This window comes from Lawsonibacter sp. LCP25S3_E2 (assembly GCF_052117285.1).
Lineage (GTDB): Bacteria > Bacillota > Clostridia > Oscillospirales > Oscillospiraceae > Lawsonibacter.
This window is the reverse complement of sequence record NZ_JBQKJL010000009.1, coordinates 1-15081: the sequence shown is the minus strand read 5'-3', so window position 1 is coordinate 15081 and position 15081 is coordinate 1. Positions and strand designations below refer to the sequence as shown.

The window sequence follows — 15081 nt, the reverse complement described above, 5'->3', positions numbered from 1 at the left end:
ATCAGCCTCCCCGGCTTAAAATTTCCGCCCAGTCTCCCGTAGGCTCGTAGTAGACCTCTTCCCCGCTCATGGATTGACTGGTCTTTTGAATGCTCCGGCTCAGCCAACCAAAAAATTCCTGAAATTTCAGGTCCCGCAGATACTGCACCGTCCGGTCCGGGGACAGGCGGAGCAGGGATCCGCTCTCCCGGCGCACCTTTTCTTCATTTCCCACCATGATGCACAGGATGTTCAGGCGTTTGTTTTCATGCTCCTGTTTCAATTTCTGCGCCGCCGCCTCCAGTTGTTTGGAGGAGCTGGTCTCATCACCGTCCCCGATGATGATCAGCCAGGGCCGGTAAAAGGAGATCCCGTTTTCTTCATAGCGCTGCTTGCGCAGCTCCAGGTTTTCCAGGGCCAGATTCACCGCATCGGCCAGCGGAGTTTCGCCGTCTGCGATCAGCTGGGGCAGGACAATGCGGTCCGGGGTGGAAAAATCACACTCCACACAGGCATGGTTTCCGCCAAAGCTGATCAGGCACAGCTCCACCGAATCCCGTGCAAGGGGGTCCCGGTTCATATCCCGGCAGAAGCTCTCCAGGCCCTCAACCACCCGTTCCAGGCGGTGCTCCTGGCGCATGGAGAAGGAACAGTCCACACACACGATGATGGGGGCCCGCCGGCTTCCGTTGTCGGCCAGTTCCTCTTCTTCCAACCGGTACAGTTCAGGGGTTTTTTCCGGATAACGACTTTTTTCAATTCTCTGTGCCATGACATTGATTCCTCCTTTGCCTTCCGGCAGCGGCACGGCCTTCTACCCAGGGCCAGTGCCGCCGTCCCGATCGGTTTTCTCAGGGCCGCCTTAGGCTGCGGCATTTCGGACACAAAAGGGGGCGGCCCATCCGCCTCATATGTTCCACCGAATCCACACGGTCCCGGTAAATGGTTCCACATTCTGAGCAGGTCACCTGGACAAAGACCCTCTGGAAGCAGCTGGGGCAGAGCAGCGGCTGCCCCTTCTCCAAAAGCCGGTTGACCTTCTCACGGTTTTCCACATATTCCTGATGGCACCTGGAACATTTCACCCTCGCGTTGATGCACTCAGGACAGTAAAGGGGCTTGCCGGTGCTCTCATGGTCCATCCATGCGGCCACATTGCTCTGGAATTCTCTCCGGCAGTGGTCGCATGTGACGGTCCAGGCCCGCCGTTCAAAGTTGCGTCGCTGATTGCGGCAGGTATCGCAAAGCATCTTTTCCCCATATTTTTGGCGGCGGCGAATGACCTCCTCCGCCTGGTTGAAGGTGGCTCCGCACTGCTCACAGGTCAGGTTTACCATTTTGGTCGCCTCGGAGCCGTCCTGATTGACCAGAACCTTGTAGGTGGTAGGCAGCAGTTCGTTGCTGGTCTTGCCCTGTTCAATCAGGTCCCGGTAGTCCCACATGGTCTGGGCCCAGCCGGCGGCGGACAGGCGGTTTTTCTTGGTGAAGGCATTATAGAAGCCAGTCTTTACAAAATAGGGCATGTGGCTCCAGATGTTCCGCCAGCGGCCCACCGGGGCCAACATGGCAGAACGTGTATTCTCCGCCTCTTCCTCATCGTTTCCCTTATAGGGATAGGGGAAATTGCCGTCCATGATGGCCTGGATCACATCGTCATTGTTGGTGTTCCGGCTCTCGTAAGGGGCCTTCCCCAGGAACATCACCTCAAAGAGGAGCACCGCAATGGAATAGAGCTCATTTTCCCGTGTGCGGATGAAGCTGGAAGAACCTCCGCCTGGGGTGGCGCGCATCCGCTCATGGATCTCCGGGGGGAGAAACAGAGGAGAGAACACCGGGCAGGAAAAGTCGTCAAACTGATAGCTGTCACAGTCCACAAAGTATACCATGCAGTTGGGCTGTACCATAAAGTTTCTGGGGTTGACGTCGCCCATCAGAATCCCTTGCTTGTGCATTTCGGCAAAGAGTGCGGCGATGTTGCCGGCCACGGTTACCAAATGCCGGCGGTCCCATCCCATGGCTTTGATGTTGCAGCAGCCCCGGCCGGGGGTAAACACTGTGGTGGCCAGCTCCTTCCCCTCCGCCTTTGGCATGAGGAAGCCGATCCATTCGCCCAGGCTGTTATACAAAAGGGCGTTGGGCCAGCACAGGCCGCTGATTTTGGGGTCAGCAGCCACCATATGCTTTAATTTATCCAGGCGCTGCTGGGTCAGATGCTTGGGCAGATAGATCTTTGCCACCTGGTCCTCCTGGCTGGTGAGGTAAATGGACCCCTCCCCTCCCCGGTTGAGGAATTTCCCCAGGCGCAAATTTTGAGTCATCCCATCCGCAGCCTCTGCCACAACCATTTCCCCCTGGACGGGAAGCTTGTGAAGGGGCAGGACGGTGTCCGGACGGACGGTTTCCCCTGCTCCAGGGGCAGCGGCAGCCTCCGGCTGTCCGGCCGGGCCGGAGGCGGGCTGCGCTTCGGGCTGGGGATGGAGCATGTCCTGGTAGGTGGACCGGGTGGCGCGGAAGAGGAAGAGAGTCCCATCCAATCCGGGCTTGGCCGCCACCGCGTTGCGGCCCTTGACTTGAGAAAGTTCCTCTGCCAGCTGCCGGTCCAGTGTCAGCACCAAAAAGCGTGTTTTGGGGAATTGCCGGGCCAACCAGGCAATGTTCTCATAGGAATTCCGGCTGTCGGTGGGACTGGCCACCACTTCCAGACAATGGCGCGTCCGGAGATGGTGCAGGACTTTAATGGCGGTTTTGGCCTCTTGGTGCAGCTCCTGGCGCAGCTGCTGCATCCCTTCCCGGCTATCCGGCTCCATTTCAGCCAGCTCCAGGGCGGTGTAGGGCACCGAGGAGCGCAGCTGCCGAAAGAGAGTTCCCACCACCGATGCATCCACCGGAAGGGTGGCATGCCGGGCGGCCAAAACGGGCTGGAGCTTTACCAGCAGGTCCCGGCCCTCCGGGGCCAGAAACAGGGATTCGTCCACAATAAGCTGGAAGCTGTCCAGCAGCAGCTGCCAAAGCTTTTCCGAACCGTGGAGCAGAGTTCCAGCCTGGCGCAGAATCCGGGCGCTGGATTCCGGGATAGAACTCCACAGCGGGGCGGTCAGCTTTGCCTCCTGCTCCTCCACTTGGTGGATCATCGCTTCCTTGGCCTGCATCTCCTGCCGCAGCTGTTCCTTGATGGTCTGTACCGTCTCGGGCGTAATCTCACTGTTGTTTTTCCCCTGTCGGAGCAGACGCATAGTGCCCAGCAGCTCTGCCGGGTTGGGCTGCTTATAGATTTTCCCGTTTTGTATCTCCAGGTTTAACAGTTTGGCAATGTGGTTTAGTTCCTCCCACTCGTTTGGCGTCAGTTGCTCCGTTTCAAAAAGCTCCTGGCCGACCTCTTCCAGCGAAAGGGGGGCAGCTCCAAACCGCCGCTGGACTTCCAGTTCCAGGTTTCTCCAGTAGGCAGCCACATCCTCCAGATTTTCCGGACGCCAGGGAAGCTTAGAGCGCTCCAGGGGCTTTGTGACCTGCTGATAGATGTTGATCACGTGGTCCAGATCCTTCCGGGTCAAATTCTCTTCCCGCTGATCTGTCACATGGCCATGCCTTTTATTGCGAATGGTGATGGCTTTGCTGATGACGTTCTGGTAGGCCTTCTTATCCTGAAGGTCCATAATGCGGAAGGTCTGATAATAATTTTGGCTGTCATCTTTCACCCCGGCCGGAAGCTGGCGCTTATCTCCGTAGCACAAAAACTTACAAAGGGCCTGGACATCCAATGCCCGGTAGGGGTTTGGCGGACACTTGTCCGGATCGCCTTCCGCCGGGTTCATAATGGAGCCTGCGCCATATTTCACCTGGGGACAAAATAAGTATTTCCAAAACAGCTCCGGCGGCTCATTTTTGCTGTTGTTGGCATATTCAATGGCATGGGACAAGTATTTGCGGACCTTCTGCGCAATCTCCCATGTATACCCCATGGCATCCGCTTTCATCTTGGAATCCCAGCAGATGTTCTGGTCCTGGACTGCCATGTCTTGCACTTGCATGGAATGATCCTCCCATCTCTCTCGGTCTAAACCAATGATACCAAAACCGGCTCACTCATTTTTTTAAAAACAATAGAAATGCTAGTTGGCCAGCGCCTGTTCCACCAACTCCAGAAGCTCTGCACGCAGAGACTGGGGGGCAAGCAGCTCCACGGCCGGGCCTAAATAGAGCAGCCGGCGCAAAATCTCGCCCCGGTCGAAGCGGTAAAACTGAAAGGAAAGGCGGAACGCATCTGGTGAGAGCTGCTGTGTATCCAGAAACAACTGGTTCTCAAACACCAGAAAGCACCGCTCCAGGGCCCCTTTGGTTTTTCGTACCTGAAGCACCACGGGTTCCGGCTCCAACAGGCGCTCCATGGCCCGCTGGATCTCCTCTTCAGAAATCCCGGCCGGACCCAGCAGCTCCACATCCCGCAGGTTGTCCAGCCGTGCCTTGATGGTACGCTGTTCCTGGGGGTGATAGAGAATGATCCACCACCGCTGGTCATAGGCGCTGTATTCCAGCTTCCAGGGGTACATGACACTCTCCTGGTAGGTCTCCCGGTCCCGTGTACGGTAGTGGTAGCGGACCAGCCGCCCCTCCCGAATGGCTTGGAGCAGACGCTGCATGCCCTCCCGCCCCGGAAACTGGGGAAGCGGCTCCCCCTGGGGCGCATAGCGCTGGATGGCTGTCAGGGCGGCGCAGTTCCCGCCTGCCTGAGACAGCTTCTGCCGGGTCTCCGGCTGGAGAAACAGCTCTGCCTGGGGCAGGGTGAGCATGTATTGCAGGTAGTCCAGCTCAGCCTGGCTGGGTGCCAGGGCAAAGGGGCAAACCTCCCGGCTCAGATGCCAATTTCCATCGGACTGTTCCAGAATTCCCGCCTGTACAAGGGGCTTGATGACTTGATCAGCATAGTCCAGCCCCAGCTTCCGGGCAAAGGCATCCAGCTCCGGCCTAGAAAGGCTGCCCTGCTGTTCCATCTGGGCCAGCACCGTTAAGGCAAATTGAACGGCGCGGCTTTGGTACTTATGAAAAAGTTTCACGGCATTTTGTCCTCCATCAGGCTTTCCCGCATGTTTCGCAAGTCCCGTTGTATGGCTTCCTTCAGGCCGTGTCCTCCGTCTTCCAGGGAAAGCCAGGGGGAATAGGAGCGCAGAAAGGGAATCAGCTCCATGGGATCATTCATGTCAGCCTGGTATTCCTCCCCATCTTCTCCGGATTGCACCGCACCTGCCCGAAGTTCCCGCAGAAATTGGGCTCCCATGCCGGGAGACTGCGCAACGCGAAGGTGTGCCCGGATGGTGGCCGGTCCGTCAGGGGACAGAAAACCGGAAACCCCGCTGTGGGCAAAGGCGGTCCGGCACGCTTCCACACCCGCCTCCCATTCTGCGGGAGACAGGGGTTTTTCCAGCTTGATATCCCGAATGGTGCTCACCCGTATCAGCAGCGGGGCCGCTCCCTTGGCCAGCAGATACCACCGGCCCAGCCGGCTGTCCACCCGGAGGGCGGCCGGCTGCACCAGAAGGGAATCCGTTTCCCGCAGCAGCCTTACCGGCCGGTGCTGTTCCATCGCCTCCATCAGGCGGCACAGCAGATCCTCGTCAAAAACATTCCGGTTTACACTGTGGCGCAGCAAAAACGGAGACTCCTCCATAGGCTGCTGGCCGCGGCGGAGAAGCTCCCGCTCCAAAGTGCGCAGCAAAAACGACCCTGCTACCCTGGGGTACGTGATTCCCGAGGCAAACAGCGTGTACCAATAAAGCTGCCACACCTCATCCTCCGAAAGCGCCTTCAGAGGATTATCCCGCAATTGATAGTAGCGGCCTTTTTTCTCTCCGTAACCGTACTCCACCAGATCCTGCAGCCAACGCCGCACGGTATGGTAGTTGAGGGAGCTCGTCACCTGTGTGTGAATGGCAGTATCCCGGCAGGTATCATCCACGGTCTTCTTTCCCTCTGCCAGGCAGGAGAAAATTCCCAGCAGTGTGGGAAGTTCATTCTCCACATCCATGGAATACAGAAGATAGGAGTCGGCCATCCGGTTTTTTCCACTAAGGGCATATTCCCGCTGTACCCGGAGGTATTTTCGTCCGTCCTTCCAGAGGGCGGCTCCCTCCGCCTCCGGAAAGATGGAACGGATCAGTTTGACACCGTAATCATAATCCTTGACGCTGCCTATGTTGGCCTGGGCAAAGTCCTCCCGGCTGAAAAAGCCGTAAAGGTAAATGTATTCCAAATAGCGGCGGATACGGTTGTATTCCCGCACACCCTCCAGATTTGCCATGATCCTTGTCCTCCTGCCCAAACATTCTCCGCGCCGGTTTGGCCTGCCGGGGGAAACCAAAAAGCCGCTGGGATCCTCGGGCTCCAACGGCCTGTGTGCATTCTGCTGATTTGTGCTTTTCCGATATTATTATGATTATAGCGGCCTATCCAGCAAATCGACAAGCAAATTGCCCATAAAATAGAATCTTACATTTCATCTTTTTATGCTATAATGATAACACATCTAATTTTGAGGGGTACAACATGATTTACTGTGCATCTGACCTACATGGGGACTACACCAAATACCGCTCTCTGCTGGAAAAAATTTCACTTCGAGACCGGGACACCCTGTATATCCTGGGCGATGTGATTGACCGGGGGCCGGATGGAATCAAAATCCTGCGGGATATGATGGTCCGTCCCAATGTGCTCCCCATTTTAGGCAACCACGAATTTGTTGCCGCCGCCTGTCTGGGGTGGCTGCTGGACGATATCACCGAGGAGAGTCTGGCCGCTCTGGGGGCAGCCCAGCTGGGGGCCCTTCAGGGGTGGATGAACAACGGGGGAACGCCTACCTTTTTGGCCGTGTGCGCATTGTCTCGGGAAGAGCGGGAGGAAATTTTGGAGTACATCAAGGAGATGGAGCTTTACGCCCAGGTGGAGGCGGGCGGCCGCTCCTTCCTCTTGGTCCACGCTGGACTGGACCATTTTTCCCCGGAGAAGGATCTGGAGGACTATGACCTGGAGGATTTTCTCTTCTGCCGCCCGGAACGAAACCAGCTGTATGACCTGGACCAATATCTGGTCTACGGCCACACCCCCACCCGCTCCCTGCGCCACCAGCTGGGAGAGCCTCCAGCGGACACGATCCTCCGCTGGGGAAGCCAGATCGCCATCGACTGCGGCTGTGGATTTGGCGGCTGTTTGGGATGTCTGTGCCTGGATACAATGGAAGAATTTTATGTTTAATGGAAGGAATACGGGCGGCCTTTTTGACTAGAGTTCCCCCGGCTTTGTCCACTTCAAAAATCCGGCTGGGCGCGCGGGACCAGCCATTGGGTGACGGGAACCCCTGCCCTTTGCCTCGTTTTTTCATTTTGAAGAATGCCTGCCGTGTTTTCTGCCCACAGCAGAGCCCGGCAGGCGTTTTTTGTTGCCTTCTCCCCACTTTTTCAGGATAAGCTCAGCCCTTATCCCCCGCTCATTTTTTCTCGGACATTTTGACAGATTTGCCCGCGCTGTGTTGTTATATAGGTGAAAGGGGGAAGCGCCATGGAAGACCAACGGGCGGAATACCTGGTGGAACAATATAGCGATATGATCCTTCGCCTGGGGTACAGTTGGCTGGGAAATATGGATGACGCGATGGACATCTGCCAGGACGTATTGCTGAAGCTGCTGACGGATGAACGTACATTTCAAGACCAGGGGCAGGAACGGGCCTGGGTCGTACGGCTGGCCATCAATCAATGCAAAAATTGGAAAAAGAGCGCCTGGTTTCGCCACCGGGCTCCACTGGAGGAGGGGCTTCATCTGGCCGTTGAGGCCCCCGAACCGGAAGACGGCTCCCTGCTGGAGCAGATCCGCCGCCTGCCTGCCAAATACCGCCAGGTAATTTACCTGCGGTACTACGAAGGCTATGCGGTACAGGAAATTGCCCAGCTTCTGGGCCGCAGTCCTGGGCTGGTCAGCACTCATCTGGCCAGGGCAAAAATCAAATTACGGGAGCAACTGGAGGGAACTTGCTATGAAGTATGAGCAATACCGAAACGAACTGGAGCAAATCCGCCTGACGAAGGAGAGCAAAGCGGCCTTGATCCATGCTCTGAAAGCCAAACAGGTCCCGCAGGCCTCCCGCAGTCCCCGCCGGTGGAACCGGGTCACGCTGATCGCCGCCGCTGTGGCAGCGGTTTTGATGATCTCGGCAGGGGCGGCGGTGGTAGCGTCTCCGGTGGTGCGCAGCTACTTTGGCAACAGCATTGGATATCAGCAAAGCGCCGTGGAACTGGGAGAGTCTATCACCAAAAACGGCTGGACCATGACCCTCACCGACTGCGCGGCGGACGATTATACCGTTTATGTGGGCGTGACCCTCACCGCGCCGGAAGGCACTATGCTGGACAACGAGAGAGGTTATCTTTTTGAGGACTGGTTCTCCCCCCGCTTTCCCGAACTGGATGCGGCAGGCGCGGGAGGCTATATGCAGGTGGAGGACGAAGATCCCACCGACAACCAGGTCAGCTTCATTTTTACCACCAATCTTTACTACAACAGCGGTAATCAGCCATTAAACGGGCAGCTCATGGAGCTTTCGCTGGGCAAGCTTTACCACAATACCGTTTGGAATGAAACGGAGGAGCAGTGGGAGCGGGCTTATGACTGTGAGGAAAACTGGACCTTCCGCACTACGATGAACTATTCTGACCACATCATCCGCCTGGAACCCAATCTGCCTGTGCACACCCTGGATGTGGACGCTACAATTACTCAAGTAGTCCTCTCTCCTCTCACCGTCTATGTGCAGATCGAGAGCGACGCCCTCAAGGGCCACCACGATTGGGTACCCAAAACCGCGCCGGACGGCTGGTACAGCTGTACGGAATACCAGGAAGTCACTCTCTATACCAAAGACGGAGCAGCCATTCCCATGATGGACGGTACATCCGGCAGCGGGTGCAGCGGCGGCACCGACCCCACCGAGGACGGCTGGATCCGCCTGGTGCGCCGCCCGGACACGCCACTGGATGTAGAAAGTCTGATTGCCATTTCCATCTGTGGGGTCAGGATTGACTTGTAACTTCTTTCGTTTTGCTCTTTTCTGCTTTGCAGAACGAATCACTACCGGGTTAACAGCTTTCATTCTTACACCAGGAAAGCCGCTGAAATCATATGATTTCAGCGGCTTGTTTTCTTTTGATCTGTGTGTCTCGCTTCATCATTTCTATGCTTTCAAAAAAATTTTTATATTTTATAAAACCAAACGGCTCCTTTCCTTGTCTTGTTCTATGTGGATGGAAAATGAGTCCTTTTCCATCCTGACTGTACTTCACAATTTGCGCCGCCACAGACCTATTCCCCCACAGCAGCGGCAAAGTACAAACGTTTTTAGTTTAGAAGGGAGATCATGTTATGAAGCTGTCATTTTTGTTTGGGTATCTTGTAGGTGAAAAGGCCGTCAAAAGCTTATCGGGTCGGACCAAACTGGAAACCATGCAGAAAATATCATCTGTCGTGTTATCTGTCTCAACGTTTATTTTGGGATTCATACTGGCCGAAAATCTGGCCACCTTTGCATGGAGTATGCTATTTGAGGTACTGCAAATGTGGGCGCTGATCTGCTTTTTGTGGTATTTTCCTTCCTTCGGACTCCTCGCTGTGCGTCTCAAAGGCACACATGTACAGAAGAAGACGATTTTTCAATATACCGGAGAGCACATGGGCCTGTACAGCATCGCTTGCCTGACTGTATTCAGTGTCATTGCTGTGATCTTAGGGCGCATTTACAACGGGGACAGTTCTTCCTGGATCGTATGGATCCTCCCCATATTCCCCATCACCCTCCCCATTTTCCTGAATCGCCGCTTCCACACGGTCCTTCGAACTGGAGCGGAAGCACTGCAAGAACAATCCCGCACATAAACGCAGGATAAGCTGCATCGCTATGTTCCGGACAAACGAAACGGTTCATCTGGATTCTTTCACACCACGCAAGCCCTCCGGGACCTGGTATCGCCTGATCCACGACAGTCTGGAGAGCGACGCGGCCAAAACCACCCTCAGCCGGTCTCAGATCCAGTTTCTCCTGAACCGGCTGAAGGCAGAACACCTCTTTTCTGTGCCGCCTCCAAACGCCCCCATTCCGGGCAGCCCTCCCCGATGAAGAAGGTGCCCCTGCCGGCGGCCAAGGCTGTATCCGCGCAAAAACGCCCCCCGCCGAAGCGGGGGGCAAAAGAGAACATCCCTCGGAATACCGGGTTTTATTCCGGCTCCACGATGACCTCAAAGGAGAGGGTGTCACTGGTCTCATAACCGATGCCTGTGATGGTAAAGTGGACGGTGCCGGTGATGGTGGCGGTGCCGGGAGCAACCGCAGCAACAAGCGCAGACGGTATCTCGGTGGTCTCTTTCACCTGTGCAACGGAGGGATCGCTGCTGGTCCAGGTCACAGAATCCAGCGTGGTTCCACTGTAAAGCGCATAGGGAGACACGGTGTTCGAGCGGGTCTGCCCCGCCGTCAAGGTCATGGGCGAGCTGGGAGACGCATAGTCCCATTGGAAGTGATCCTCTACGGTTACAGGAATATGAACCTGATAGTTTCCGTCCTGGGGGAATGTGATGATGATCTCCGCCTGTCCCGGACGCAGCAAATAGATCACTTCCCCCTCCCCTACATAGGCCACTGACGGATCGGTGGAGGAATAGGTAATGCTGTCAAAGGGTGTCTTTCCGGCGTAGACGGTAATGAGGCCAGCCCGCACCGTGCCATAACCGCCGGTGATGGAATCGTAGGCCAGCTTGAGCTGAGAGGGACCTGTGGGTTCGGGCTCCGGTTCTGGTTCCGGCTCCGGTTCGGGTTCGGGCTCCGGCTGGGGCTCCGGTTCCGGTTCGGGCTCCGGCTGGGGCTCCGGTTCCGGTTCGGGCTCCGGTTCCGGTTCGGGCTCCGGCTGGGGTTGGGGCTCCGGCTCCACTTCGGGTTCCTCTTCGATCACCGGTTCCACGACCTCCACTGCCGGTGGGGGAACCGGGTCCACGGGAGCTGGTTCCGGGCGGTTGAGCAGGACGGTACCACCAATGGCGCCGGTCAGCACCACGCCGGCCACGGCGGCGGCGACCCCCTTGTGCGCCAACACCGCGGTCAGAACATTTCCCGCAGAGGCGGAGGCCCCTGCGCCTGCCCCACCCGCAGCGGCGGTGCTCTCCACGGCCCCCGCCGCCCCTGCAGCAGCGCTTTGCGCAGCCCCCGCTGTCCCTGCGGCAGCAAGTGCAGAGGAACTCCCCGCCAAAGCAGCCTGAACACAGGCACCGCTTTGCGCCGCCGTCAGGCCGCCAAGCAGGGCATCCTGCTTGAGAATGTATGCCAGGAAGGGCAGCGGAGCCAGCCCATAGAGCTTGATCCCCTGGGCGGCGTAGCGGTCCACCCCCGTTTTGATGGCCTTGCGTGCATAGTTGAGCCGGCTTTTTACCGTGCCCTCGGAAGTCTCCAGAGCGGCGGCAATTTCCTTAACGCCCATCTCATCGTAGTAATACATCAACACGCACTGGCGCTGGGCCTCAGGCAGGGCATCCACCAGCTCCACAATCATACGGCGGCTCTCTTCACTGTCCAGGGCCTTGTCCGGAACGACCTGATCATCCAGCGTCTCATAGGAATCGATCAGGCTGTTTCCCTCCTCGTCCTGGGGGAACTGCACCTCCCGTGAGCCACGGACCAGCGCATTCCGGCACTGGTTTGCGGTCATGGCACTCAGCCATCCCCAAAAGGCCGCCGGTTCCTTCAGCGTATCCAGCTTACTCAGCATGGAAATCAAAACCTCCTGGGTGGCATCCAGGGCATTGTCTTCATGCTTGAGCATCTTTTTGCAGTGATAATACACCCGGTTTTGTACCGCCAGCACCAGGGCCTCCTGGGCCTGCCCGTCTCCCTCCAGACAGCGGGGGATCAAGCTGGCTACATCGATCTTTTCCATTCTCCTTCACACCGTCTTTCTTTTGTCATCAGCGCTGCAACATCCACGCTTTCGGCAAAATGGTTATATACAGGGTACTGCCACGGTCCTGTTTTGTCAATTCTTCCCATAGCGGATGCTGAAAATTTTTTTAAATTGATAAAACCAAATGGGGGGCTTCTGTTTCTATAGCATCAGAAGCGTGGAAGAAGCCAGTCCACCCACATCATAAACAGATTATCTTATGTCTTGCTAAGGAGGTTACACCATGAAACGAAACGATTTTAACAAGCGGATTATATCCACCATCTGTGCAGCAGTGCTTGCCGTCACCCTGATGCCCACAGTCCAGGCAGCGGGACAAACCTTTACCGACGTCAAACCCGGAGACTGGTACTATGACATGGTGACGGAGATGGTAGGCCAGGACATGATCGGCGGTTTCCCCGACGGCAGTTTTCAGCCCAACCGCCCTATCAGCCGGGTGGAGCTGACGGCCATTGCCCTGCAGGCCTTCCCTGAAGCGGCCATTGAGATGGACTACGACCCGGAGGCCGCGCTGGAGGAGATCAATGCGCTCAATCCCGGCTTCTGGGGCAACCAGGTGATCCGGGACGCGGCGCTGCGGGGCATTTACATCTTTGGACTGGACCAGGAGACATGGAACCAGCCGGCGACCCGCGCAGAAGTGGCTGGAATTCTGGTCAAGTTCTATGGCAGCAGCCAGGAACAGCCGCTGGATGCCATGGAGGAGGCAGCGCTGCTCATCGGGGACTATGACAGCGCCGTGGCGGGCCACCCCATGGAACCCATGATCCTCTGGATGTACAGCAGCGGCGTCTTGACGGGGATCAATGAGCAGGGCGACTTCAATCCCGAAGGGCAATGCACCCGTGCTGAGGCCTGTACCATGGTGCGCAGCATCCTGCACCCGGAACATTGGGTCACGTACGACTGGAACCAGGTGGTTCAGGAGCACAAAAACCAGTCGGAAACCCCAGCTGCCCAGACGGACTTCACCGGCCAGCTTCGGGAGCGCTATGCCGAGGATGTGGCCTATGACTATTGCAGAGCACTGGAGAAGGAGATCGGGATCCAGATTTTCTATCTGCCCGAATGGACGCAAAAAGATTCCGGACTGTTGTCCTACGCTGACCTTGATGCCATCCCCAAAAATCGAGATTACTTTCAGTATGTACTCACCGAGCTGAAAAAAATGAAGGCCGCCTATGATCGTTATCCCGAAGGATTTTTGAAGGATGTGGTGACCAGCAAAAAAGGACATGGGACCGAAATTATCCTGTGTCCGTATACCTTTGAAGGAATCGCTTGTTATGGCGCATTTGTCTATGACAGCTCCAACGATGCCCAGAAGGTGGACCAGATATTTTACACCGGTGCGGGAGACAGCCAGTATTACAGCCATGAAGCGGGCCATATGGTGATGAGTGCTATGGCGATCCGCCGGGGATGGAATACGACCTGTCAGGCCTGGGAGAATTGTACACAGGGGATTGACGATTATGTGTCCGGCTACGCAATGGGCGGTCAGCCGGAGGACTGGGCGGAGACCTGGGCCTACCTCTGGCACCAGACGGACGCGGTCGGCCAGATGATCCAGGGGGGCGCCTCGGGGCTCCAAGCAAAGGTCGCACTGCTGACCCAGATGATGGATCAGTATGACACCGTGGATACAAGCCGCCTGCCTTGGCACAGCTTTTTATAAGCGGAAACAAAAGCCGTTGGCTGCATGCACCTAAGCATAAGCAATCCAAGCACAGGAATCCATAAACTATTTTTGTAAAAGGAGAGTAGAATCCTATGAAACGAATGATTACGGCTCTGACATTGGCCGCTTCCATCTGTCTGGGAATCAGCGTTCCCGTCTCGGCCATCAACACCCCCTTCCAAGATGTCCCTTCCTCCCATTGGGCTGTGGAATATATTCAGACTGCCGCCCAGAACGGGTGGGTCAGCGGGGATGAAAACCATAAATTCCACCCTGAGCAGCCGGTGACCGGGGCCGAATTTATCACCATGGTCACCCAAATGCTCTACCCGACTGAAATTCAGGCGGGCTCCGCCGGGGGAGCCTGGTATCATCCCTATCAAACGGTGGCAAACCGGCATCACCTGTTATCCAATCCGAACGCTAACCTAAACTATAAAATGTTTGATGCCCTCAACCGCTATGAGATGGCGTTTATCCTGGCCCAGACGATGGAAGACCTCCAGCTTGCCACAGATGACACTCAGGGGACAGCGAGCAAAATTCCAGATTATAACATGATTCCCGAGGCCTTTCAGTCCAGCGTGAAGCAGGTCTATCATGCGGGGGTGATGAGCGGGGTAGACGCGGCCGGAAGGTTTTCCGGATGGCAGAACATGACACGGGCACAGGCGGCGGTGGTCCTGTGCCAGCTTCAGAATCTGCAATCAAATTCCGGTCAGCCCCCCATTTCTCAGGACCAGGACAAGGATGACGCCAGCCCATCGGGCCTGCAGCCGGAAGGGCAAGTTACCATCGGTCAGGTGATCGTAGAGCCCTATGAGGGCGGCGCAGCCATCCACTACATTCCATCCAGCGGCATTTGGACCGGAGAGCGCGGCGATCGCACCTATGGATTTGTGGTTGACAGCATCGCTGATATCCAGGCCGTCTTCGCCGAAATGATGGACCGCTATCCAAAATCTCTCACCTTTTTCTCCACAAAGGCGCTGGATTTTGACCCCGCGGCCATTTGTGAGCCTTACGAGTTTTCCCACGGGCTGCTCCCCCGTGTAAAGGGAATCTGCTACGACTACTATGAGTGTGTTCCCGTCTCCCTGGACAGCCCATATCGAAAATCCTCCGGCGAGTACTATGAATACCGCATGGATCTGCACTATGGCGCCGCAGGCATGGTCAAGATGTATCGGGAAGGCATCCTCCATGGGCTGCCAAACCAAGAGGACTTTTGGGGAAGCAGCAGGTATGCCGACTATGAGCCTCTGCTCAACGCAGTGGAGGAGATCGAAGCGCAGTACGGCATCACCACCGCCTCCCGTGACTACCCAGAAGCGGTACGGTATTGGCTCCAGTACCGTCACGCTCATCATGAAACGATTTAAGGAGCTCGGCCTTACGCTCGAAGAACTAAGGGCTATGCCGCCGAAAGCC

General features: G+C 56.5%; 13 protein-coding genes. 7 read left to right on the top strand and 6 right to left on the bottom strand.

What is annotated here, in order from left to right; genetic code table 11:
- Position 1: 1 nt before the first annotated feature.
- The 4 genes from ACTQ3R_RS09400 to ACTQ3R_RS09385 all read right to left on the bottom strand — a co-directional run bounded on the left by ACTQ3R_RS09400 (position 2) and on the right by ACTQ3R_RS09385 (position 6271).
- Positions 2–751: a vWA domain-containing protein gene (locus ACTQ3R_RS09400; RefSeq protein ID WP_441778871.1), complete on the bottom strand. Its 750-nt coding sequence runs from the start codon at positions 749–751 to the stop codon at positions 2–4.
- Positions 752–830: 79 nt separating this feature from the next.
- Positions 831–4007 carry a hypothetical protein gene (locus tag ACTQ3R_RS09395; protein WP_441778870.1) on the bottom strand — a complete coding sequence of 1059 codons (3177 nt, stop codon included), beginning with the start codon at positions 4005–4007 and terminating at the stop codon, positions 831–833.
- A gap of 81 nt (positions 4008–4088) precedes the next feature.
- Entirely contained in the window at positions 4089–5030 is a 942-nt protein-coding gene (locus ACTQ3R_RS09390) for a WYL domain-containing protein (protein ID WP_441778869.1), read from the bottom strand.
- A complete protein-coding gene (locus tag ACTQ3R_RS09385; protein WP_441778868.1) occupies positions 5027–6271 on the bottom strand; it encodes a hypothetical protein in 1245 nt (414 codons plus the stop codon). Before ACTQ3R_RS09385 ends, ACTQ3R_RS09390 begins: the two co-directional genes overlap by 4 nt.
- A gap of 245 nt (positions 6272–6516) precedes the next feature.
- Here ACTQ3R_RS09385 and ACTQ3R_RS09380 point away from each other — a divergent pair, with 245 nt between their 5' ends.
- The 3 genes from ACTQ3R_RS09380 to ACTQ3R_RS09370 all read left to right on the top strand — a co-directional run bounded on the left by ACTQ3R_RS09380 (position 6517) and on the right by ACTQ3R_RS09370 (position 9052).
- On the top strand, positions 6517–7224 hold the full coding sequence (locus ACTQ3R_RS09380) for a metallophosphoesterase (RefSeq protein WP_441778867.1): 708 nt from the start codon (positions 6517–6519) through the stop codon (positions 7222–7224).
- Positions 7225–7527: 303 nt separating this feature from the next.
- Entirely contained in the window at positions 7528–8013 is a 486-nt protein-coding gene (locus ACTQ3R_RS09375; RefSeq protein WP_441778866.1) for an RNA polymerase sigma factor, read from the top strand.
- Positions 8003–9052 (top strand): DUF4179 domain-containing protein, encoded by a 1050-nt coding sequence (locus tag ACTQ3R_RS09370; protein WP_441778865.1) that lies wholly within the window; start codon positions 8003–8005, stop codon positions 9050–9052. The genes ACTQ3R_RS09375 and ACTQ3R_RS09370 overlap by 11 nt, the downstream gene beginning before the upstream one ends.
- 88 nt (positions 9053–9140) lie before the next feature.
- Here ACTQ3R_RS09370 and ACTQ3R_RS09365 read toward each other — a convergent pair whose 3' ends face one another.
- A complete protein-coding gene (locus ACTQ3R_RS09365; protein WP_441792695.1) occupies positions 9141–9320 on the bottom strand; it encodes a hypothetical protein in 180 nt (59 codons plus the stop codon).
- Positions 9321–9384: 64 nt separating this feature from the next.
- Between ACTQ3R_RS09365 and ACTQ3R_RS09360 the strand changes: the two genes are divergently transcribed.
- Together ACTQ3R_RS09360 and ACTQ3R_RS09355 are read left to right on the top strand one after the other, a co-directional pair.
- Entirely contained in the window at positions 9385–9894 is a 510-nt protein-coding gene (locus ACTQ3R_RS09360) for a hypothetical protein (RefSeq protein WP_441778863.1), read from the top strand.
- A gap of 22 nt (positions 9895–9916) precedes the next feature.
- Positions 9917–10135: a hypothetical protein gene (locus tag ACTQ3R_RS09355; protein WP_441778862.1), complete on the top strand. Its 219-nt coding sequence runs from the start codon at positions 9917–9919 to the stop codon at positions 10133–10135.
- Positions 10136–10232: 97 nt separating this feature from the next.
- Here ACTQ3R_RS09355 and ACTQ3R_RS09350 read toward each other — a convergent pair whose 3' ends face one another.
- Positions 10233–11942, bottom strand: a complete 1710-nt coding sequence (locus ACTQ3R_RS09350; RefSeq protein ID WP_441778861.1) for a sigma-70 family RNA polymerase sigma factor — start codon at positions 11940–11942, stop codon at positions 10233–10235.
- 247 nt (positions 11943–12189) lie between these two features.
- Here ACTQ3R_RS09350 and ACTQ3R_RS09345 point away from each other — a divergent pair, with 247 nt between their 5' ends.
- Complete coding sequence (locus ACTQ3R_RS09345; protein ID WP_441778860.1) at positions 12190–13647, top strand: S-layer homology domain-containing protein; 1458 nt, start codon at positions 12190–12192, stop codon at positions 13645–13647.
- 95 nt (positions 13648–13742) lie between these two features.
- Entirely contained in the window at positions 13743–15032 is a 1290-nt protein-coding gene (locus tag ACTQ3R_RS09340) for an S-layer homology domain-containing protein (RefSeq protein WP_441778859.1), read from the top strand.
- Positions 15033–15081: the final 49 nt, after the last annotated feature.

Bases quoted from the DNA above. Each gene is read 5' to 3' on its own strand.
- ACTQ3R_RS09400 (WP_441778871.1), bottom strand. From the start codon at position 751: ATGGCACAGAGAATTGAAAAAAGTCGTTATCCGGAAAAAACCCCTGAA.
- ACTQ3R_RS09395 (WP_441778870.1), bottom strand. From the start codon at position 4,007: ATGCAAGTGCAAGACATGGCAGTCCAGGACCAGAACATCTGCTGGGAT.
- ACTQ3R_RS09385 (WP_441778868.1), bottom strand. From the start codon at position 6,271: ATGGCAAATCTGGAGGGTGTGCGGGAATACAACCGTATCCGCCGCTAT.
- ACTQ3R_RS09380 (WP_441778867.1), top strand. From the start codon at position 6,517: ATGATTTACTGTGCATCTGACCTACATGGGGACTACACCAAATACCGC.
- ACTQ3R_RS09375 (WP_441778866.1), top strand. From the start codon at position 7,528: ATGGAAGACCAACGGGCGGAATACCTGGTGGAACAATATAGCGATATG.
- ACTQ3R_RS09370 (WP_441778865.1), top strand. From the start codon at position 8,003: ATGAAGTATGAGCAATACCGAAACGAACTGGAGCAAATCCGCCTGACG.
- ACTQ3R_RS09360 (WP_441778863.1), top strand. From the start codon at position 9,385: ATGAAGCTGTCATTTTTGTTTGGGTATCTTGTAGGTGAAAAGGCCGTC.
- ACTQ3R_RS09355 (WP_441778862.1), top strand. From the start codon at position 9,917: ATGTTCCGGACAAACGAAACGGTTCATCTGGATTCTTTCACACCACGC.
- ACTQ3R_RS09350 (WP_441778861.1), bottom strand. From the start codon at position 11,942: ATGGAAAAGATCGATGTAGCCAGCTTGATCCCCCGCTGTCTGGAGGGA.
- ACTQ3R_RS09345 (WP_441778860.1), top strand. From the start codon at position 12,190: ATGAAACGAAACGATTTTAACAAGCGGATTATATCCACCATCTGTGCA.
- ACTQ3R_RS09340 (WP_441778859.1), top strand. From the start codon at position 13,743: ATGAAACGAATGATTACGGCTCTGACATTGGCCGCTTCCATCTGTCTG.